The following is a 21,682-nucleotide window of genomic DNA, read 5'->3' on the forward strand; positions in this document are numbered from 1 at the left end:
AACGCGCGTGACACCATGAACAACCTGTCCGAGACCACGGGCAGTTGACGGTCCATCGGGTGCGCATCGTACGCAGAGAGGGGATTCACCGTGAGCGGACTCAACAAGGGGGTCGGCAAGGTCGAGGTGACGCTCAAGTGGGATCCGAGTCCGATCGGCGCCGCGGCGCACGACCTGGACATCGTCGCCGGGGTGTACACGACCGACGATCCCTACGGCTCGCCCGACTATCTGGTGCACTTCGGCAGCCGCTCCCCCGACGGCACGATCACGCTCAGCCGGGACAGCCGTACGGGACAGGGCTTCGGATACGACGAGGCCATGACCCTGGAACTGAACCGGCTCGCCCCCCGGTACGCGCGCGTGGTGGTGGGCGTGGCCATACAACAGGGCAACGGACGGCTGACGTTCGGCGACATCGCCAACACTGGCGTACGCGTCCGCGAGGGCTACACGGATCTCGCGGCGCACGATTTCGAAGACGTCGCCGAGGCCACGGCGGCGACGGTCGTGGAGTTCACCCGAGACGGTGTGGACGGCTGGTCCTACCGGTCGATCCGCCGCGGGTTCGACGCGGACCCGCAGGCCTTCGCGACGCTGATGGGTGCCGAGCACTCCTGAGCGTTCCACGCCGCCGCCACGCGACCACGAAGGGGACCGGCCACGGGCCGGTCCCCTTCGTCAGTCACTGCTCAGCGGTTCAGCTGCAGCCGCTGGTCGAGCCGCAGCCCTCGCAGATGTAGCAGGAGCCCGCCCGCTGCATCTTCGTACCGCAGGAGAAGCACAGCGGGGCGTCCGCGCTGATGCCCAGCTGCATCTCGACGAGCTCCGCCGAGGTGTGCGCCTGCTTCGGCGCCGGGACCTCCGCCTTGACGGCCGGGGCGACGGCCTTCAGGGTCTCCGTCTGGCGCGGGGCGGACTGGGCCAGGCCCTCGACGTCCATCTCGTCGTCGGCGGGCTCGTAGGAGCCCGTCTCCAGGTGACGCTGACGCTCCTCGGCCGAGTGGATGCCGAGCGCGGAACGGGTCTCGAAGGGCAGGAAGTCCAGCGCCAGGCGGCGGAAGATGTAGTCGACGATCGACTGCGCCATCCGCACGTCCGGGTCGTCCGTCATGCCGGCCGGCTCGAAGCGCATGTTGGTGAACTTCGAGACGTACGTCTCCAGCGGGACGCCGTACTGCAGGCCGACGGAGACGGCGATGGAGAAGGCGTCCATCATGCCGGCGAGCGTCGAACCCTGCTTGGACATCTTCAGGAACACCTCACCGAGACCGTCGTCCGGGTAGGAGTTGGCGGTCATGTAACCCTCGGCGCCACCGACCGTGAAGGAGGTGGTGATCCCCGGGCGGCCCTTGGGGAGGCGCTTGCGGACCGGGCGGTACTCGACGACCTTCTCGACGGCCTCGCGGATCGTCGCCTCGGACTTCGCGGTGACCTCGACCTTCTCCTCCTCCTTCTTCTTGGCGGAGAGGGGCTGGCCGACCTTGCAGTTGTCGCGGTAGATGGCGAGCGCCTTGACGCCCATCTTCCAGGCCTCGAAGTAGACCTCCTCGACGTCCTCCACCGTGGCCGTCTCCGGCAGGTTCACGGTCTTGGAGAGGGCGCCGGAGATCCACGGCTGGATCGCGGCCATCATGCGGACGTGGCCCATCGCGGAGATGGAACGCTCGCCCATGGCGCAGTCGAAGACCTCGTAGTGCTCGGTCTTCAGGCCGGGCGCGTCGATCACATTGCCGTGCTCGGCGATGTGGGCGACGATCGCCTCGATCTGCTCCTCCTGGTAACCCAGGCGGCGCAGGGCCTGCGGAACGGTGCCGTTGACGATCTGCATCGAGCCGCCGCCGACCAGCTTCTTGAACTTGACCAGGGCGAGGTCGGGCTCGAGGCCGGTGGTGTCGCAGGACATCGCGAGACCGATGGTGCCGGTCGGGGCGATGACCGAGGCCTGGGCGTTGCGGAAGCCGTTCTTGGCGCCGAGGCGGATCACGTCCTGCCAGGACTCCGTGGCGGCGGCCCAGATCGGCGAGTCGAGGTCGTCCATGCGGACGGCCGCGGTGTTGGCGTCGGCGTGCTGCTTCATGACGCGCTGGTGCGGCTCAGCGTTGCGGGCGTAGCCGTCGTACGGGCCGACGACCGCGGCGAGCTCGGCGGAGCGCTTGTACGAGGTGCCGGTCATCAGGGAGGTGATGGCACCCGCCAGGGCGCGGCCGCCGTCGGAGTCGTACGCGTGGCCGGTGGCCATGAGCAGGGCGCCGAGGTTGGCGTAACCGATGCCCAGCTGGCGGAAGGCGCGGGTGTTCTCACCGATCTTCTGGGTCGGGAAGTCCGCGAAGCAGATGGAGATGTCCATCGCCGTGATGACCAGCTCGACGACCTTGGCGAAGCGCTCGACGTCGAACGACTGGTTGCCCTTGCCGTCGTCCTTGAGGAACTTCATCAGGTTCAGCGAGGCCAGGTTGCAGGACGTGTTGTCCAGGTGCATGTACTCGCTGCACGGGTTCGAGCCGTTGATGCGGCCGGACTCGGGGCAGGTGTGCCAGTGGTTGATCGTGTCGTCGTACTGGATGCCCGGGTCGGCGCAGGCCCAGGCGGCCTCGGCCATCTTGCGGAACAGCGACTTGGCGTCGACCTCCTCGATGACCTCGCCGGTCATACGGGACGTCAGGCCGAACGTGCCGCCCTCCTCGACCGCCTTCATGAACGTGTCGTTCACGCGGACCGAGTTGTTGGCGTTCTGGTACTGGACGGACGTGATGTCGTCGCCGCCCAGGTCCATGTCGAAGCCCGCGTCGCGCAGGGCGCGGATCTTCTCCTCCTCCTTGACCTTGGTCTCGATGAAGTCCTCGATGTCGGGGTGGTCGACGTCGAGGATGACCATCTTGGCCGCGCGGCGGGTGGCGCCGCCCGACTTGATCGTTCCTGCAGAGGCGTCGGCGCCGCGCATGAAGGAGACCGGGCCGGAGGCGTTGCCGCCGGAGGAGAGCAGCTCCTTGGAGGAGCGGATGCGGGAGAGGTTCAGGCCGGCGCCGGAGCCGCCCTTGAAGATCATGCCCTCTTCCTTGTACCAGTCGAGGATCGACTCCATGGAGTCGTCGACGGACAGGATGAAGCAGGCGGAGACCTGCTGGGGCTGGGGCGTGCCGACGTTGAACCACACCGGGGAGTTGAAGCTGAAGATCTGGTGCAGGAGGGCGTACGCCAGCTCGTGCTCGAAGATCTCGGCGTCGGCGGGCGAGGCGAAGTAGCCGTGCTCCTCGCCGGCCTTCGTGTAGGTCTTCACGATCCGGTCGATGAGCTGCTTGAGACCGGTCTCGCGCTGCGGGGTGCCGACGGCCCCGCGGAAGTACTTGCTGGTGACGATGTTGACCGCGTTCACCGACCAGAAGTCGGGGAACTCGACGCCACGCTGCTCGAAGTTGACCGAGCCGTCGCGCCAGTTGGTCATGACGACGTCACGACGCTCCCAGACCACCTCGTCGTACGGATGCACGGCGGGGGTGGTGTGGATGCGCTCGATACGCAGGCCCTTGGTCGCCTTGGCTCCCTTGGCGCGGGAACCTCGTGCCGGACCGCTCGCCGTCTCTGTCATGCCGCCTCCCATATACGGGCAAAACACGCTTAAGTGCCCAGATAATCCCAGGGCACAGTCTTCTTGTCTGCTGTCGCGCGCACCGCTCAGGGCGCTCGCGACACGTCTTCTCGGCCGCTCGCTGCCGGGCCTCGGCCGGACCCTCGGTCCGGCCCGCCGGTCAGTCGGCGGCGGTGGCGGGAACGGGGACCTCGGGGGTCGCTCCGGTCCCGCAGTCCTCTGCGGGAGGCCGTCGCTCGCGGAGTTCCGCGATGGCGGCCTCGAAGTCGTCGAGGCTGTCGAAAGCCTTGTAAACGGATGCGAAGCGCAGGTACGCGACGAGGTCGAGCTCCTGCAACGGGCCGAGGATGGCCAGGCCCACGTCGTGGGTGGTCAGCTCGGCACTCCCGGTGGCGCGCACCGCCTCCTCGACCCGCTGGCCGAGCTTGGCGAGGGCGTCCTCGGTCACGGGCCGCCCCTGGCACGCCTTGCGCACGCCGGAGATGACCTTGGTACGACTGAAAGGTTCGGTCACGCCGGACCGCTTGATCACCATCAGCGATGCGGTCTCCACCGTCGTGAAACGACGGGAGCAGTCGGGGCACTGGCGGCGGCGTCGGATCGACGTCCCGTCGTCGGTGGTGCGACTGTCGACGACACGGCTGTCGGGGTGCCTGCAGAAGGGGCAATGCATGGTTCCGACCCTCCCTCACGGCACGACTGAATAGCCTCGCCGGGCCCGTCAAGGCCCCTCGAAGCGACCACCAGCATAGGCGATGCGGGCGCCCCCGGCGGACCGGGGACCACAACTTGTAGGTGGCTGATGCAATGCAACCACTAGATCTGGGGTTGGGTCGCGTTTCCGGCACTTCGCGCGTGTCGCGCGTGCGGCGCGCCCGCGACCGGCCACGAGGGTACGGGAAGCGCGCGGCTCCGCCGATTCCGGCCCCACGGATGTCACACTGGGAAGGCACCCCCCGCCGCCGTGCGACCCGGCGACGAACGCTACCGTAATGACCGAATTGCCACTGCACCCGGGGCCTGCATATACACCCACCTACACATATGCGTAAGGCAATCTGCGATTTTTCACTCGAACGTGTGTTTGGCGCAACCTTTCGAAAGCCACTACCGTTGTGCCAGCCAGGGAGACCATTCGAGAGGGGCCGCCGACGTGACCACCACCGCAGACAGTGCCACCATCACTGCCCAGGACCGCTCCCAGGGCCGACTCGAGCCGGTGCATGCCATGAATGACGCAGCCATGAACGGGGACGGGGAGCCGGGCCGACCTGCTCGCTCGTTGCCCGGGCGACCTCCAGGCATCAGGGCGGACAGCTCCGGCCTCACAGACCGCCAGCGGAGGGTCATCGAGGTCATCCGGGACTCGGTCCAGCGGCGCGGCTACCCGCCGTCGATGCGCGAGATCGGGCAGGCCGTGGGCCTCTCCAGCACCTCCTCCGTGGCGCACCAGCTGATGGCCCTGGAGCGTAAGGGCTTCCTGCGCCGCGACCCGCACCGGCCCAGGGCGTACGAAGTGCGCGGCTCCGACCAGCCCAGCACGCAGCCGACGGACACCACGGGCAAGCCCGCCGCCTCGTACGTGCCCCTCGTCGGCCGGATCGCCGCCGGTGGCCCGATCCTGGCGGAGGAGTCCGTCGAGGACGTCTTCCCGCTCCCCCGGCAGCTGGTCGGCGACGGCGAGCTGTTCGTCCTGAAGGTCGTCGGCGACTCGATGATCGAGGCCGCCATCTGCGACGGCGACTGGGTCACCGTGCGCCGTCAGCCGGTCGCGGAGAACGGCGACATCGTGGCGGCCATGCTCGACGGCGAGGCCACGGTCAAGCGCTTCAAGCGCGAGGACGGCCATGTCTGGCTGCTGCCGCACAACGCGGCGTACCAGCCGATCCCTGGTGACGAGGCGACCATCCTCGGCAAGGTCGTCGCGGTGCTGCGGCGGGTGTGACACCACCACGCCGGCTCTGACCGGGCCCCGGGACCCACTGCGCCGGTCCCGGGGCCCTGCTGTGTTCTCCCGGGGTCCCTGCCGAAACGGCAGGGACCCCGGTCGGCTCTCTCAGGCCCCCGCCGCCTTCGAAGCGGCGTCGATCGCCGCCAGCGACTTGCGCACCTGATTGCGGTCCGTGGTGTACCAGAAGTCGGGAAGCGAAGCCTTCAGATAGCTGCCGTACCGTGCCGTGGCCAGCCGTGGATCGAGCACGGCGACGACGCCACGGTCCCCGGTCGCCCGCACAAGACGTCCGGCTCCCTGTGCCATCAGCAGCGCCGCGTGTGTGGCCGCGACGGCCATGAAGCCGTTGCCGCCCGCATCCTCCACCGCCTTCTGGCGGGCGCTCATCAGCGGGTCGTCAGGGCGCGGGAACGGGATCTTGTCCATCACGACCAGCTGACAGCTGGCGCCCGGGACATCCACTCCCTGCCAGAGCGAGAGCGTCCCGAAGAGACAGGTCTGCGGTTCGGCGGAGAAGTTCTTGATCAGCTCGCCGAGCGTGTCCTCACCCTGGAGCAGGATCGGGAACTCGGGGATGCGGGAGCGCAGCTCCTCCGCCGCGAGCTGAGCGGCGCGCATCGAGGAGAACAGTCCCAGCGTGCGGCCGCCTGCCGCCTGCATCAGCTCGGTCAGCTCGTCGAGCATGTCGGCACGGTCGCCGTCGCGCGCGGGACGCGACAGATGCTTGGCGACGTAGAGGATGCCCTGCTTCGGGTAGTCGAACGGCGAACCGACGTCGATGCCCTTCCACACAGGGATGTCCTCGCCCTGAGTGCCCTCGGGGGCCAGGCCGAGGGAGGCACCGACCCCGTTGAAGTCACCGCCCAGCTTGAGGGTGGCCGAGGTCAGCACCACGGACCGGTCCGCGAAGAGCTTCTCCCGTAGGAGTCCGGAGACGGAGAGCGGCGCCACCCGCAGCGAGGCTCCGAAGCGGTCGTGCCGCTCGTACCAGACCACGTCGTACTCGGAGCCCTGGGTGATCCGCTCGGCGACGCCGTGGACGGTCTCCACCGAGGCCATCGCCTGCTTGCGGACGGCGTCCTCGTCCTGGACGGACTTGTCGCGGGTGGAACCGAGCGCCGTGATGACGGCACGCGAGGCGTCGCGCAGCGCCATCAGCGCGTAGGCCAGGTCCTCCGGAACCTTCTCCAGCCGGCCCGGCAGGGCCAGCTCCATCAACCGCTCGAAGCCCTCGGCCGCGGTCTGGAGCTGGTCGGCGACCTTCTCGTCGACCAGCTTCGCTGCACGGCGGACCGCGCGGTTGACCTGGCCGGGGGTCAGCTCGCCGGTGGCGACGCCCGTGACCCTGGAGACCAGCTCATGGGCCTCGTCGACGATCAGCACCTCGTGCTGGGGCAGCACGGGGGCGCCCTCGATCGCGTCGATGGCCAGCAGGGCGTGATTGGTGACGACGACCTCGGCGAGCTTGGCGCGCTCGCGGGCCGCCTCGGCGAAGCACTCCGCCCCGTACGCGCACTTGCTCGCCCCCAGGCACTCCCGGGAGGAGACCGACACCTGCGCCCAGGCACGGTCGGAGACACCCGGCGTCAGATCGTCCCGATCGCCCGTCTCCGTCTCGTCGGACCAGTCGCGGAGCCGCAGCAGGTCCTGGCCCAGCTTGCTGGTCGGAGCCGCGGCCTCGAAGGGATCGAAGAGGCCTTCCTCCTCGTCCTGCGGCACACCCTCGTGGAGACGGTGGAGGCAGAGATAGTTCGACCGCCCCTTGAGCATGGCGAACTCCGGACGCCGACGCAGCTGAGGGTGCAGAGCGTCGACCGTACGCGGAAGATCCCGCTCGACCAGCTGGCGCTGGAGCGCCAGGGTGGCCGTGGCCACGACCACGCGCTCACCGTGCGCCAGCGCCGGCACCAGATAGCCGAGGGACTTTCCGGTGCCGGTGCCGGCCTGGACGAGGAGGTGGGAGCTGTCGTCGATGGCCTCGGCCACCGCTTCGGCCATGGTGACCTGGCCGGGGCGCTCCACACCGCCGACGGCGGAGACTGCGGCGTGGAGGAGGTCGGGGAGGGATGGCTTCGTCATAGCGCGTCCAGCCTACGGCGCGGCACTGACAGTCGGATCACGCGAGGGGATTCGGGACCGTCCCGTGGACGGCGGCGTGGGGTCGCTGGGGGCGGTCGCGGTAGCCGTCCAGGTGCAGACGGTTGCGGTTGAGACACAGGCGCTCGATCCGGGGCGTGAGGAGATCGAACAGCTCGAACCGTTCCTTCAGCTCGGGGAAGCGTGCCTGGTGGCGCAGGATCTCCGCGCGCACCAGCGCCCAGAAGTCTGCTTCAGGCACGGCGAGTTGCTCCTCGCACAGGGGTGCCAGGTAGCGGAAGACGCCGACGAAGAGCCCTGAATGGATGAACTGCGTGAGGAAGTCGGGCTCCTCGGTGAGCAGGACGGCACGGACGTCGTCCGGCATCGCGTCGTGCTCGGGAAGCGGCCGGGCGCTGATGTTCACGTCGTCGACGAAGTCCTTGATCGCCAGGCGTACGGGGACGTCCTGGTCGTCGTAGACGACGATGGCGTTCTCGCCGTGGGGGGAGAACACGGTGCCGTACTGGTAGAGGAAGTGCAGCAGCGGCGGGAGCAGGGCCGCGAAGAGGTGCTGGAGCCAGACGGTGGGGGCGAGCCCGGAGCGCTCGACCAGTTCGGCGACGAACGCCCGGCCGTTCGGATCGGTGTGGAGCAGCGCGGCGAGGGTACGGGCTCGCTCGCCGGGCGGGAGCCTGAGGGGTTCGCGCCAGATCGCTCCGAGGAGTTCCTTGTACTGGTAGGGGACCTCGGGCAGCCGGTCGTAGAGGGGGTGCTCGACCGTGACGGAGGCGACTTCGCCGAGCAGGATCACCCCGCACTCGTCGCGCAGGAACGGGTCGGCGTCGCGCAGCCCGTGGACCCAGGAGGTGACGGCGGGGGCGGCGATCGTGCGTTCCGTGGGGAGGCCGCGCCAGACGAGGGTGTTGAGGACCGACAGCGGCAGCTTGACGGTGTGCCGGTCGGGCCGGCTCGTGTTGAGGAACGTACGGATGGACTGCTGCGGCAGCCGCTGGTCCCGGTCGGCCGGCAGCGGCACGATGGCTCCGGCGGCGACGGCGGGGGCGTACAGCGGGAGGATGATCTCGTCCCACTGCCACGGGTGGACGGGCAGGAGGAGATACCGGTCGGGGTCGAGTCCGCGGGCCCGCAGCGTGGCGTGGAAGCTCTCGCGGATGTCGTCGTCGAGCTCGCCCGCGTAGAGCCGGTCCGGGGTGTCGAGGCCGGGTACGCCGCGGTAGGCGGCGAGATCGGTGCTCACGGCGATCCAGGGGAGATGGGTGGTGCTGCGAGCCTCAGGGGCCCAGCGGGCGGCGTCGGTCGCGGAGAAGCCGATCCGGCCCTTGTTGAGGACGAGCCACGGGTGGCCGGTCTGGTGGCCTTCGAGTTCGGCGTATCCGAGGTCGGCCAGCCGGTCGGCCGTCATTGCTGTCCGGTCGAGGCGGGCGTCGGCGGCGAGGGTGGTCGTGAGTTCGCGGATGAGATGACCGAGGGTGGCGCCGTCCAGGCCGAGGAGTCCGCGGGCGCGCACGAGGAAGGCCAGCGGGTCGGTCATCGGCCGGCCGTCGAGGTTCAGGGAGCCAGGTGCGACCCGCCAGCTTCCGTAGGCGCCGCGGCGGGCCGTGAAGGTCAGTGACGAGCCGTCGTCGAGGCGCAGGAGATAGCGGTCGGGGTGGCCGGGGGTGTCGGTCGCGGTGTCGGCGGGGACGGGTTCGACGATCTCCTCGTACGCGAACTCGCCGATGGTCTTGGCGAGCAGGCGGGCGGCGGCCCTGGTCCAGGCCGCGGGGGTCAGCTCGGGGGGTGCGAGCAGTGCGGAGTCATGGGTGGCAGGGGACGACGGCACGGGGACTCCTCGGGGTGGGAACCGCTGTGGGTCGAGCGGTGTATGTAAGACAGGGAGGCGTTCACAGGACGTGACGAAGGGCGCGGTCGCGGACCATGAGGGCGGCTCGTTTGTCAGGAAGGTCGACTTCTGCGGTAAAGCGGAAGCCGGCGCTCAAGAAGGCCGAGACGGAAGGGGTGTTGCGAAGGTCGGGTTCGGCGATGACGCGGGTGCAGCGAGGCCGGTGGTCGAGTACGAGATCGGCGACGGCTCTCAGGAGCATGGTGCCGACTCCCCGGCCGCGATCGGCGACGCTGCCGAGGAGGAGGTGGATGCCGGTGTCGTGGGGCCGGGCCGGATAGTGCCGGGCGAGAGGGTCGAGGTCGGCGCGGTAGATCTCGAAGTAGCTCATCGGGGTGGAGTCGAGCACGCCGAGGCAGGGCACGCTGCGGCCGTCGGCGTCGAGTTGGGCGCGGATGTGGGACTCGGTCACCGCCTGCGAGCCGGCGAGCTCCCAGAAGGCGGCCACGGCCGGGTCGTTCATCCAGCGGGTGACGAGCGCCAGGTCCCGTTCGATCCGCACCGGCACGAGGTGGAACGGACCGGCGGGAGTGGCGGCCGGGCCCCAGGTGGCGACCGCGTCGAGGAGGTCGCCGTCCATGGCCTCCGTCCCGTCGCCGGTGGCGAACAGGGCGACGAGTTCGTCCGAGAGGTGCAGGTCCAGAGTGTCCTCGCCGCCCGTGTCGGACGGGGGTCGGGGGCCGGCTCCGGGATCGGTGCCCGTGTCGGTGCTCGCATCGGTGGGAGACATGGTGGTGCTCCTCTCGGCGGTTCGGTCGGGTCGTGATCTTTCGGCCGGACGGTCGGGTCTGGTCGGAGTGTGGACGGGTGTGGTCGGTGTGGTTCCTCAGGCACGAAGGGGGTTGGTGATGGCGACGTAGACGGACTGGGTGTCGACGGGTCCGACGAGTTCGTCGAGGCCGTGCAGGCGGGTGAGGAGGTTGGCCTTGCAGCGCAGGGTCGCGGCCTCCAGGAGCCGGTGCGGCAGCGGGGAGCCGAGGCCGGTGGCGGAGGTGAGGAACTGGCGGAAGCCGGCGAGCAGGACGCGTTCGTCGGCGAGTTGTTGGGCGCCGAAGGCTCCGATGAGGCCGAGGACGTTGTTGATGCCGAGGTAGTAGGCGAAGCGCTCGTCGGTGACCTGGTCGGAGACGAAGGTGTCGCTGGCCGCGCCGATGCCGGGGAGGCGGCTTTCCAGTTCGTCGCGGCGGGACTCGCGGAAGTAGTACCCCTGGTTGTCGCGGTAGCGGCCGCCGATCGGCCAGCCGTCGGGGTCGAGGAGCACCAACGTGTTCTGCTGGTGGGCTTCGAGGGCGACGCCCGCGAAGCCGTCGAGCCAGAGCACGGGGCGGACGACCTGGTCGAGGTAGCGCAGGAACCACTCGGCAGCGACGGCCGTGGTGGGGCGGCCGGTGCGGGCGGCGAGGCGGGTGACGATGTCGGCGAGGCGGGAGCGCATCCGCGTGGTGCCGGGCCAGGGGCGCGGGGCGGTGAGGGCGGCGATGCAGACCGCGTCGTCCCCGGCGGTGAAGGGGTTGTGGCGGACCATGACGTCGAGTCCGGGGACGGGTTCGCCGGTGGGGGTGTCGACCGCGAGCCAGGCGGGGTCGCGGACGATGTCGAAACCGGGGTGGGTGGCCTGCCACTGGTCGACGAGCCCGGTGCGCAGCAGCCGGTGGACCTCGACGCCACGGTGGAGCTCCTTGCGGAGGTTCTCGCGGCGGGAGTTGGTGATGCGTACGCCGAGGGAGAGCTTGAGCATCGTGCGGGCGCCGGGCCGGTGCACGGTGCGGACGGAGGAGGTCGGGTGCCAGTCGGCGCCGTGGGGGCCGAGGTCGAGGAGCAGGCCCGCGTCGAGGAGGGCGGCGACGGCGGGACGGTGCCGAAGCTCACGCGCCTGCCAGGGGTGCAGGGGCAACGGCACGGTACCGGGGGGCAGTTCGAGGCCGTCGGCGAGGCCCAGGGCGAGCTGGGATGCGGTGACCGGACGACCCTGTTCCGTCCATGCGGAGTCGGAGGCGAGGATCGTGTGGTCGACGGCCATCCAGTGCAGTGGGAAGGAGCCATAGAGCTCGGGTGAGTAGAGCCGGGCCTCGGCGTCGGAGAGTCCTTCGCGGCTCTTGGGGGTGGGGTGGAGGGGGTGGCCCAGCAGCAGGGACTGCTCGGCGGTGAGGAACAGGTCGGCCTCGGGGCCGGGGGTGGGTCGGCGGCGCCGGTCGGTGATGAACTCGGCGGTACGGCGGGCCGAGTCTGCGACGCGGCCGACGAGTTCGGTTCCTTCGGGGCGTCCGGTCTCGCGGCTGAGGAGGGCGGCGACGGTGACGGCGTCGGCTGCGGGGGCGGTGGGGAGCAGCCCTTCGAGGGCGGGAGCGCCGAAGCGGTGCCACCCCGTCCGCGACCAGTAGTGGACGGGGACGAGGAGGGCGGTCCCGCTGGCTTCGAGAGGAACGCGGAGGGTCGTGGACTCGGGGGCGGGAAGGTTCTTCTCGCGCACCCAGCAGCGCAGCAGGTTCTCGATGGTCGCGGCGTCGGCGGCGCGCTGCGCGTCCGGGTCGTCGAGGTGGTCCTCCCGGATCGCCGCTCCGCCCCCAGCCGCGGCCGTGTGCGGCGCGGGCACCTGCGGTGCGGGCGCCGCGGGCTGGGGGTCGTACGGGCCGGAGTGCTGGCGTGGGACGGTGACCTGCTCGACGGTGACCGGGCCGCGGGCGGCGCTGCCGGTGTCGGACGCTTCGGAGGCGGGGCTGGCGTTCACGGGGGGCTTCCTTGTGAGGGTGTCCGGGTTCGGTCCGGGATCAGCGGGATCAGCGGGATGGTCCGGTCGGTCCGGTGTCGTTCCGGAGACGCGTGTCACGTGTGGGGGCGCCTGGGCGGTGGGCGCGTTCGGCGGCGGCCAGGGCGTCGGCGAAGCGGTCGAGGACGGCCTCGGCCTGCTCGTCGGTGAGGGTGAGCGGCGGAAGGAGGCGTACGACTCCCGAATGGCGGCCGCCGAGTTCGACGATGAGACCGCGGTCGAGGCACTCCCGCTGGACGGCCACCGCGAGGACGGGGTCGGCCGGCGGGGCGGGGGCGCCGCGGTCCCCCGGGTCCTCGGATTCCGGGTCCACCAGCTCGACGCCGATCATCAGGCCCCGGCCACGCACGTCGCCGATGCAGGGGTGGGCGGCGGCCAGGCCCTGGAGCCGACCCGTCATGCGGGCGCCGAGGGTGGCCGCGCGGTCGGCGAGCCGGTTCTCCCGTACGTACGCGAGGGTGGCGGCTCCCGCCGCCATGGCGAGCTGGTTACCGCGGAAGGTGCCCGCGTGGGCGCCGGGCGCCCAGGCGTCGAGCTCCGCCTTGTAGACGATGACCGCGAGTGGGAGGGAGCCGCCGATGGCCTTGGAGAGGACCATGACGTCGGGGACGATGCCGCTGTGCTCCACGGCCCAGAAGGCGCCGGTGCGGCCGACGCCCGTCTGGACCTCGTCGGCGATGAGCGGGATGGAGCGTGCCGCGGTGATCTCCCGCATCCGGCGCAGCCAGGTGTCGGGGGCGGGGATGACGCCTCCCTCGCCCTGGACCGGTTCGAGGATCATGGCGGCGGGGGCGGTGACCCCGCTCTTGGGGTCGTCGAGGAGGTTCTCCGTCCAGCGCGCGGCCAGTTCGGCTCCGCGCTCGCCGCCGACCCCGAAGGGGCAGCGGTAGTTCTGCGGATAGGGCAGCCGGGTGACCCGTACGTCCGTCGCGCCCCCCGAGGCGTCGAGGGCACCGGCCGTCATGCCGTGGTAGGCGCCGGTGAAGCTGAGCAGTCCGCGTCGGCCGGTGGCCGTGCGAACGAGCTTGAGGGCGGCCTCGACCGCGTCCGTGCCCGCCGGTCCGCAGAACTGGATGCGTGCGTCGCGGGCGAGTTCGGCGGGAAGCGTGGCGAAGAGCTCGGTGGTGAAGGCGTCCTTGACCGGCGTGGCGAGGTCGAGGACGTGCAGGGGGGCTCCGGAGTCGAGGACCTTCTTGATGGCCTCGAGGACCACCGGGTGGTTGTGCCCGAGGGCCAAGGTCCCCGCGCCGGACAGGCAGTCCAGGTAACGCCGGCCGTCCGCGCCCTCGATCGTCAGCCCCCGGGCCCGTACGGGAACGATCGGCAGAGAGCGCGCATAGGTGCGCGCCGCCGATTCCCGCAGCGATTGGCGGCGCAGAATGCCCTCATGGGCGCCGCTCTCGCCCGCCCTCCGCTCCCCCTGGTGTGCGTACGCGGCCGACGGTACGGCCGGAGCTGGTTCGGTCACGGCCACGGCTCGGTGTCCTCCCGCTGTAACAGTTGCGTTGCACATCGGTACGTTGCTCCACCGTGCGAACGGTGGCGCTGAACGCTTCCTCTGTGTCCCCCGTACGTACCAACGACGAGGGCTGCCAAGGATCACGGGAGAATCCCAAGATCCTTGGAGTGGTGGGGATCACGGCCTGGCAACGGCCGCACGGAGACCGGAACCGCGGACCTGCCGCGCACCGTCCCCTCCGGCACCGGCATAGTGGTGGCCGCACATCGGCGCCGGTCACGGCGCCACCACAGTTCACTCATGCACAAGTTGACGTAGTCCCAGGGGGATCACGAGATGCGATCGATTCGTCCGCTGCTGGCCGCGGCAGCCGCTGTCGCGGCCTTGACGCTGACGGCGACGGCCTGCGGCCCGACCGAGGAGAACGCGGGAGACAAGCCCAGCGCGCCCGCGAGCCCGTCCACCGGCGACAAGATCACGATTCCGGACGATCTGAAGGATCGGCTCAAGGAGCACGGGATCGATCTGGACAAGTGGAGGAACGGCGAGTGGAAGAACTGGGACCGCGACAAGTGGCTGCGTGAGGCCAAGGATTACGTCAACCCGATCATCGAGGACCTCTGGGACCCGGACCGCATGCGCGACGCCCAGCGGCCCGACAAGCCGGTCGAGGAGGAGGACATCTCGGGCGACGAGGGTGTCACCGACCCGACCCCCGCGCCGGTGAAGGCGAAGGGCGTGCAGGCCCCGTACCACGCCAACGCCCCTGAGGCGGGCAAGGTGTTCTTCGACGGCCCCGAGGGTTCGATGGTCTGCTCGGCCACGGTCGTGAAGGACCCGGCCAACCCCGGCAAGTCCAACATGGTCTGGACCGCGGGTCACTGTGTGCACGCCGGCAAGAAGGGCGGCTGGTACCGCAACATCGCCTTCGTCCCGTCGTACAACGACCGTGCCCTGCCGACCGCGCAGCTGGAGAAGGCGACGCGTGAGCAGGTCGCTCCGTACGGCGTGTGGTGGGGCGACTGGGCCCAGACGTCCGAGCAGTGGATCTCCCAGGGTGCGGCGACCGGCGGTCAGGGCGCTCCGTACGACTTCGCGGTGATCCATGTGACGCCGGAGAAGGGCAGCACGGGCAAGTCGCTGGAGGAGACGGTCGGTTCGGCGCTCCCGGTGGAGTTCAACGCCCCCGCGGTGTCGAAGATCGCGACGATGACGGCGACCGGCTACCCGGCGGGCCCGCCGTTCGACGGCCAGAAGATGTTCCAGTGCGCGGACAAGCCGGGCCGCCTGTCGGTGAAGGCGGAGCAGCCGACGATGCACCGCATCGGCTGCACCATGACCGGTGGTTCGTCCGGCGGCGGCTGGGTGGCGGCGGGTCAGGACGGCAAGCCGGCGCTGGTGTCCAACACCTCGATCGGCCCGGTGACGGCCGGTTGGCTGGCCGGTCCGCGCCTGGGCGTCGAGGCGAAGGGCGTCTACGACGAGGTCAGCAAGAAGTTCGCCGGCCGCTAGGCGACGTCGTTCGGAGGGGGTGGGGCCCCGGGGGGGCCCCCCCCCCCCCACCCCCGACGTCACGCCTTGCGGGCCCGTGCCACCGTCTTCTTGGCGGGCGCGGCCTTCTTCGCGGCCGTCTTCTTCGCGGCGACCTTCTTGGCAGGCGCCCGCTTCGCGCTCCGCGCCGCAGGCACCGTCGCGTCGCTGATGCGGTCCGCGCCCAGGATCTCGCGGAGGAACTTGCCGGTGTGGCTCGTCGGGACCGAGGCGACTTCCTCCGGCGTGCCCTCGGCGATCACCAGACCACCGCCGCTGCCGCCCTCCGGGCCCATGTCGATGACCCAGTCCGCGGTCTTGATGACATCGAGGTTGTGCTCGATGACGATCACCGAGTTGCCCTTGTCGACCAGGCCGGACAGGACCTTGATCAGCTTCGAGATGTCCTCGAAGTGCAGACCCGTGGTCGGCTCGTCCAGGACGTACACCGTGCGTCCCGTGGAACGCTTCTGGAGCTCGGAGGCGAGCTTCACGCGCTGCGCCTCACCGCCCGAGAGCGTCGGTGCGGACTGGCCGAGCCGGACGTACCCGAGACCCACCTCGTTGAGCGTGCGCAGATGGCGCGCGATCGTCGGGACGGCCTCGAAGAAGTCCAGGGCCTCCTCGATCGGCATGTCCAGGACCTCGGCGATGGACTTGCCCTTGTAGTGGACCTCCAGGGTCTCCCGGTTGTACCGGGCGCCGTGGCAGACCTCGCACGGGACGTAGACGTCCGGCAGGAAGTTCATCTCGATCTTGATCGTGCCGTCGCCGGAGCAGTTCTCGCAGCGGCCGCCCTTGACGTTGAAGGAGAACCGGCCGGGCAGATAACCGCGGACCTTCGCCTCCATCGTCTCGGCGAAGAGCTTGCGGACGTGGTCGAAGACGCCGGTGTACGTCGCCGGGTTCGACCGCGGGGTGCGGCCGATCGGCGACTGGTCGACGTGCACGACCTTGTCGACGAGGTCGTCGCCGTCCACGCGCGTGTGCCGCCCGGGCACCGACTTGGCGCCGTTCAGCTCGCGCGCCAGGTGGGTGTACAGGATGTCGTTGACCAGCGTCGACTTGCCGGAGCCGGAGACTCCGGTGACGGCCGTGAGCAGGCCGAGGGGGAAGGAGACGTCGATGTCCTGGAGGTTGTTCTCGCGGGCGCCGTGCACCGTGAGCCGGCGCGAGGGGTCCATGGGGCGCCGGATGTCCGGCATCCCGATGGCCTTGCGGCCCGAGAGATACTGCCCGGTCATCGACTCCTTGTTGGAGAGCAGCTCGGCGAGGGGTCCGGAGTGGACGACCTTGCCGCCGTGCTCGCCGGCGCCGGGGCCGATGTCGACGACCCAGTCGGCGACCTTGATGGTGTCCTCGTCGTGCTCGACGACGATGAGCGTGTTGCCCATGTCCCGCAGCCGGACCAGCGTCTCGATGAGCCGGTGGTTGTCGCGCTGGTGGAGGCCGATGGACGGCTCGTCCAGGACGTACAGCACGCCGACCAGACCGGAGCCGATCTGGGTCGCGAGCCGGATGCGCTGGGCCTCGCCGCCGGAGAGCGTGCCGGCGGCGCGGTTGAGGGAGAGGTAGTCGAGACCGACGTCGACGAGGAACCGCAGCCGCTCGTTGACCTCCTTCAGGACCCGCTCGGCGATCTTCTTGTCGCGGGCGTTGAGCTTCAGCCGGCCGAGGAAGTCGGCGCACTCGCTGATCGACATCGCGGAGACCTCGGCGATGGACCGTTCCATCACCGTGACGGCGAGGACGATCGGCTTCAGTCGGGTGCCCTCACAGGTGGGGCAGGGCACCTCGCGCATGTAGCCCTCGAAGCGCTCGCGGCTGGAGTCGCTCTCCGCCTCGCTGTGCCGCCGCTTGACGAAGGAGACCGCGCCCTCGAAGGCCGGGGTGGTGTACGCGCGCTCGCGTCCGTACCGGTTCCGGTAGCGGACCTCGACCTGGGTCTTGTGGCCGTGCATGAGGGCCTTCTTGGCCCGCGCGGGGAGCCCGGCGTACGGGATGTCCGTACGGAAGCCGAGCGCCTGGGAGAGCCCGCCGATGAGGCGGCCGAAGTACTCCCTGGTGTGGCCGTGCGACCAGGGGTGGATGGCGCCCTCGTCGAGCGAACGGTCCTCGTCCGGGACGATCAGCTCGGGGTCGACCTCCATGCGGGTGCCGATGCCGGTGCAGTCCGGGCAGGCGCCGAAGGGCGAGTTGAAGGAGAAGGAGCGGGGCTCCAGCTCCTCGAAGGACAGGTCGTCGTACGGGCAGTACAGGTGCTCCGAGTACATCCGCTCGCGCTCGGGGTCGTCCTCGGCGAGGTCGACGAAGTCGAGCACGACCATGCCGCCGGAGAGTCCGAGGGCCGTCTCGACGGAGTCGGTGAGCCGGCGCTTGGCGCTGTCCTTCACGGTGAGGCGGTCGACGACCACCTCGATCGTGTGCTTCTCCTGCTTCTTCAGGGTCGGCGGCTCGCTGAGCTGGATGGTCTGTCCGTCCACCCGCGCCCGGCTGTAGCCCTTGGTCTGGAGGTCGGCGAAGAGGTCGACGAACTCGCCCTTGCGCTCGCGCACGAGCGGCGAGAGGACCTGGAAGCGGCTGCCTTCGGGCAGCTCCAGGACCTTGTCGACGATGGCCTGCGGCGACTGGCGCGAGATCGGGCGGCGGCACTCGGGACAGTGCGGCTTGCCGATGCGGGCGAAGAGCAGGCGGAGGTAGTCGTAGACCTCGGTGATGGTGCCGACCGTCGAGCGCGGGTTGCGCGAGGTCGACTTCTGGTCGATGGAGACTGCGGGCGAGAGTCCCTCGATGAAGTCGACGTCCGGCTTGTCCATCTGGCCGAGGAACTGCCGGGCGTACGAGGAGAGCGACTCGACGTACCGGCGCTGACCCTCGGCGAAGATCGTGTCGAACGCGAGGGAGGACTTGCCCGACCCGGACAGCCCGGTGAAGACGATGAGGGAGTCACGCGGGAGGTCGAGCGAGACGTTCTTGAGGTTGTGCTCGCGAGCGCCACGAACGATGAGACGGTCGGCCACGCCGGTCCGCACCTTTCTTGAGAGAGCGGAGGCACAGAAGTGCGGGTCGCAGATATGCCTGGAAGTACCTGAGTACCCAACAACCAAGGATGCCGGATGCTTCCACCGAGCCTATAGCACGCACATTCGATTTCCGGCCTTGCTCCGACCGCTTCACCCGAATGAGTGGCGGCGCTAGGGTCGGCCTCATGATCGACCATGTGCGTGACCTGGCCTCTGTACGTGAAGCGACCGAGCGGCTCCTCGACGCAGCCGCCTCATGGGACAACGCGGCGGTCGCCGAGCCGTCACGGCTTCCCGGCTGGACCCGCGGCCATGTCCTGGCCCACATCGCCCGCAACGCCGACGCTCTGGTGAACGTTCTCCAGGGCCGGCCCATGTACGCGGACGCCGCGACCCGTGACGCCGACATCGAGCGCGACGCCCCCCGCCCCCTGGACGAGCAGCTCACCGACGTCCGCGAGAGCGGCGAGCGCTTCCAGGCCGTGGGCGCGGAGCCCGCCGACTGGCAGCGGACCGTCGAGCTCCGCAACGGTGTCACGGACCGCGCGGCCCGCGTCCCCTTCCGCCGCTGGGTGGAGGTCGCCCTGCACCATGTCGACCTGGGGGTCGGCTACGAGCTGGAGGACCTGCCCGAGGAGTTCGTCCTGCGGGAGATCGACTTCCTGGCGGAGCGCTTCGCGGGCCACAAGGACGTGCCGGCGACCGCGATCCGCACCCAGGACGGCCGCATCTGGACGCCTGACGGCGGCTTCCAGGACGACGCGGCCTGGACGACCGGCGGCGGCGCCGAGGGCGGCCCCGTGGCCGTCTCGGGGACCGCGCCCGAGCTGCTCGGCTGGCTCGCCGGGCGTCGCGACGGCTCCGCCCTGAAGGTCGAGGGCGGCCCGCTTCCGAAGCTCCCGCCGTTGTAGTCCCGGCTGTTGGGACCCCGCGTGTCGGCGCCCGGCGATAGGCTGAGCCCATGACGTACAGCGGAGCTGTGAAGGTCGGCGGGCCCGCCGATGTGCACGAGCTGACGGACCTGATGATCTCGAAGGTCGCGGTCGGCCCGATGGACAACAACGCGTACCTGCTGCGCTGCCGGGCGACCGGTGAGCAGCTGCTGATCGACGCGGCCAACGAGGCCGACACGCTCCTCACGCTGATCGGTGACGACGGCATCGCGTCCGTCGTCACCACCCATCGGCACGGCGATCACTGGCAGGCGCTCGCCGAGGTGGTCGCCGCGACGGGGGCGCGGACGTACGCCGGGGCGTACGACGCCGAGGGCATCCCCGTGCCGACCGACGTGCCGCTGGAGGACGGCGACACGCTCACGGTCGGCCGGGTCGAGTTGACCGCGCGCCGGCTGGTCGGGCACACGCCCGGCTCGATCGCCCTGGTCTACGACGACCCGCACGGCCCCCCGCACGTCTTCACCGGCGACTGCCTCTTCCCGGGCGGCGTCGGCAACACCTGGAAGGACCCGAAGGCCTTCGCGAGCCTGATCCAGGACGTCGAGACCAAGCTCTTCGCGGTCCTTCCGGACGAGAGCTGGGTGTACCCGGGCCACGGCAAGGACACCACGCTCGGTGACGAGCGGCCGCATCTGCCCGAGTGGCACGCGCGCGGCTGGTGACGTCGCCCGGAGGGCCCTGACCGGTGAAGGCGCGCGGTCCACGGCCGCGCGCTTCCGCACGCCCCCCGTAACCCGGACGGACGCAGGGTAGTTGGCGCGACATGCGCCACAGTCACTCTCCGCGTCCGTCTCCGGATCCGGACAGCCCGGCCTCCGCCGGCCCCCCGGAGTCCGCCACTGTCCCGGCACCGGCGGCCCGCCCGACCTCCGCCGACTCCGCCGCCGCACCGGCACCCCCGGACTCTCCGACTGCATCGGACTCCTTGGCACCCCTGGAACCTCCGGGCCCTCCGGCCCCCCGGGGCTCCTCGGATGTGCCGACTCCCCCGGACTCCCCGGCTCCCCCCGCTACTCCCGGCTCCCCCGCTCCTCCGTCGATGGGGCGGCTCGCCGCCGCCTCGCTCGTCGGTACGGCCATCGAGTTCTTCGACTTCTTCGTCTACGGGACGGCCGCCGCGCTCGTCCTCGGGCCGCTCTTCTTCCCCACCTTCTCGCCCCTCGCCGGGACCCTGGCAGCCTTCGGCACCTTCGCCGTCGGCTTCATCTCCCGTCCGCTCGGCTCGGCTCTCTTCGGGCACGTCGGCGACCGCTACGGACGGCGCCCGGTCATGTTCGCCTCGCTGCTGCTGACCGGCTGCGCCACGGTCGCGGTCGGCTGTGTCCCCTCGTACGCCACGCTCGGCATCACCGCCCCCGTGCTGCTGCTCGTGCTGCGCTTCCTTCAAGGGCTCGGCCTCGGTGGCGAGTGGGGCGGGGCCGTCCTGCTCACCGCCGAGCACGCGCCGGAGCGGCGCCGCGCGCTGTGGGCGAGCTTTCCGCAGATCGGCCCCGCGGTCGGCTTCCTGCTGGCGAACGGGGTGATGCTGGCGCTGTCGGCCACGCTGACCGACGCCCAGTTCCGCGAGTGGGGCTGGCGCGTGCCGTTCTGGGCTGCCGGCCTGCTGGCCGCGGGCGGGCTGCTGCTGCGCTCCTCGCTCACCGAGACGCCCCAGTTCCAGGAACTGAGCGCGACCGGGCGGCGGGCGAGCGCGCCGCTCGCCGAGGTCGTGCGCGACCACTGGCGGCTGGTCCTGCTCACCGCCGGGGCGCTCGCCGTCGGGTACGCGGTGTTCTACACGGTCTCCACCTGGGCCCTGGCCTACGGCACCGAGCACCTGGGTGTCACCCGTACGACCATGCTGGTCTGCATCATGGCAGCGGTGGCGATCAAGGGGGCCGTGACGCCGCTGGCGGCGATGCTGGGCGACCGGTACGGCCGTCGTCCGCTCTGCCTGGCCGGATGCGCGGCCTCCGCGGTGTGGATGTTCCCGATGGTCGCCCTGCTGCACACGGCGGAGCCGGTGCTGATGTTCCTCGGGTTCCTGGGCTCGATGCTCGCCTTCATCACGATGTTCGCGGTGGTCGCCGCGTACCTCCCCGAGCTCTACGAGCCGAGGGTGCGGTGCACGGGCGCGGCGGTCGGCTACAACCTCGCCGGAGTGCTGGGCGGGGCGCTGACCCCGATCGTGGCGACGGCCGTGTCGGGCGGCTCGGGCCCGCCCTGGGGTGTCGCGGCGTATCTGACGGCTGTGGCGCTGCTGAGTCTGGGCTGCTTCGCGCTGCTTCCGGAGACGCTGCCGGCGCGGGCCACGTCACCGGCGGCGGAGAAGGTCCCCGCATAGAAACGCACCGCGGCCGGTGGGGGCGGTGGTGTGCCGCCCGCACCGGCCGCGGTGGGTTATGGTGGCGGGGGCCGGGCAGGGGTCGGAGGTGTCCATGTCGGT

General features: G+C 70.5%; 14 protein-coding genes. 6 read left to right on the plus strand and 8 right to left on the minus strand.

Annotated elements, in window-relative coordinates:
* Nucleotides 1-90: 90 nt before the first annotated feature.
* Nucleotides 91-621 (plus strand): TerD family protein, encoded by a 531-nt coding sequence (locus ACFV9D_RS20260; RefSeq protein WP_385147687.1) that lies wholly within the window; start codon nt 91-93, stop codon nt 619-621.
* A 79-nt stretch (nt 622-700) separates the two neighbouring features.
* Here ACFV9D_RS20260 and ACFV9D_RS20265 read toward each other — a convergent pair whose 3' ends face one another.
* Nucleotides 701-3,589 (minus strand): vitamin B12-dependent ribonucleotide reductase, encoded by a 2,889-nt coding sequence (locus tag ACFV9D_RS20265; protein ID WP_385147690.1) that lies wholly within the window; start codon nt 3,587-3,589, stop codon nt 701-703.
* Between the two features lie 160 nt (nt 3,590-3,749).
* A complete protein-coding gene (gene nrdR / locus ACFV9D_RS20270) occupies nt 3,750-4,262 on the minus strand; it encodes a transcriptional regulator NrdR (protein ID WP_385147693.1) in 513 nt (170 codons plus the stop codon).
* A 480-nt stretch (nt 4,263-4,742) separates the two neighbouring features.
* On the opposite strand from nrdR, the gene lexA reads away from it, so the two are divergent.
* Nucleotides 4,743-5,534 carry a transcriptional repressor LexA gene (lexA, locus tag ACFV9D_RS20275; protein WP_315893389.1) on the plus strand — a complete coding sequence of 264 codons (792 nt, stop codon included), beginning with the start codon at nt 4,743-4,745 and terminating at the stop codon, nt 5,532-5,534.
* A gap of 111 nt (nt 5,535-5,645) precedes the next feature.
* On the opposite strand, the gene ACFV9D_RS20280 is transcribed toward lexA, so the two are convergent.
* The 5 genes from ACFV9D_RS20280 to ACFV9D_RS20300 form a co-directional block, all read right to left on the minus strand.
* Entirely contained in the window at nt 5,646-7,619 is a 1,974-nt protein-coding gene (locus ACFV9D_RS20280; RefSeq protein WP_385147696.1) for an ATP-dependent DNA helicase, read from the minus strand.
* A 37-nt stretch (nt 7,620-7,656) separates the two neighbouring features.
* On the minus strand, nt 7,657-9,462 hold the full coding sequence (locus ACFV9D_RS20285) for an IucA/IucC family protein (protein ID WP_385147699.1): 1,806 nt from the start codon (nt 9,460-9,462) through the stop codon (nt 7,657-7,659).
* A 61-nt stretch (nt 9,463-9,523) separates the two neighbouring features.
* On the minus strand, nt 9,524-10,252 hold the full coding sequence (locus ACFV9D_RS20290; protein ID WP_385147702.1) for a GNAT family N-acetyltransferase: 729 nt from the start codon (nt 10,250-10,252) through the stop codon (nt 9,524-9,526).
* A gap of 96 nt (nt 10,253-10,348) precedes the next feature.
* Nucleotides 10,349-12,250: an IucA/IucC family protein gene (locus ACFV9D_RS20295; RefSeq protein ID WP_385147705.1), complete on the minus strand. Its 1,902-nt coding sequence runs from the start codon at nt 12,248-12,250 to the stop codon at nt 10,349-10,351.
* Nucleotides 12,251-12,299: 49 nt separating this feature from the next.
* The gene (locus tag ACFV9D_RS20300) at nt 12,300-13,763 is read right to left on the minus strand and encodes a diaminobutyrate--2-oxoglutarate transaminase family protein (protein ID WP_385147708.1); all 1,464 of its coding nucleotides are present in this window, start codon (nt 13,761-13,763) and stop codon (nt 12,300-12,302) included.
* Between the two features lie 321 nt (nt 13,764-14,084).
* Here ACFV9D_RS20300 and ACFV9D_RS20305 point away from each other — a divergent pair, with 321 nt between their 5' ends.
* A complete protein-coding gene (locus ACFV9D_RS20305; protein ID WP_385147711.1) occupies nt 14,085-15,260 on the plus strand; it encodes a trypsin-like serine peptidase in 1,176 nt (391 codons plus the stop codon).
* Between the two features lie 59 nt (nt 15,261-15,319).
* Here ACFV9D_RS20305 and uvrA read toward each other — a convergent pair whose 3' ends face one another.
* A complete protein-coding gene (gene uvrA, locus ACFV9D_RS20310; protein WP_385147713.1) occupies nt 15,320-18,298 on the minus strand; it encodes an excinuclease ABC subunit UvrA in 2,979 nt (992 codons plus the stop codon).
* A gap of 188 nt (nt 18,299-18,486) precedes the next feature.
* Between uvrA and ACFV9D_RS20315 the strand changes: the two genes are divergently transcribed.
* The 3 genes from ACFV9D_RS20315 to ACFV9D_RS20325 all read left to right on the plus strand — a co-directional run bounded on the left by ACFV9D_RS20315 (nt 18,487) and on the right by ACFV9D_RS20325 (nt 21,580).
* Nucleotides 18,487-19,212, plus strand: coding sequence for a maleylpyruvate isomerase family mycothiol-dependent enzyme (locus ACFV9D_RS20315; RefSeq protein ID WP_385147716.1), 726 nt, complete (start codon nt 18,487-18,489; stop codon nt 19,210-19,212).
* Between the two features lie 50 nt (nt 19,213-19,262).
* Nucleotides 19,263-19,919 (plus strand): MBL fold metallo-hydrolase, encoded by a 657-nt coding sequence (locus tag ACFV9D_RS20320; protein WP_385147719.1) that lies wholly within the window; start codon nt 19,263-19,265, stop codon nt 19,917-19,919.
* Nucleotides 19,920-20,296: 377 nt separating this feature from the next.
* The gene (locus tag ACFV9D_RS20325; RefSeq protein WP_385147722.1) at nt 20,297-21,580 is read left to right on the plus strand and encodes an MFS transporter; all 1,284 of its coding nucleotides are present in this window, start codon (nt 20,297-20,299) and stop codon (nt 21,578-21,580) included.
* Nucleotides 21,581-21,682 lie beyond the last annotated feature (102 nt).

The organism is Streptomyces sp. NPDC059875 (assembly GCF_042731085.1).
In the GTDB taxonomy this organism is placed as follows: Bacteria; Actinomycetota; Actinomycetes; order Streptomycetales; family Streptomycetaceae; genus Streptomyces.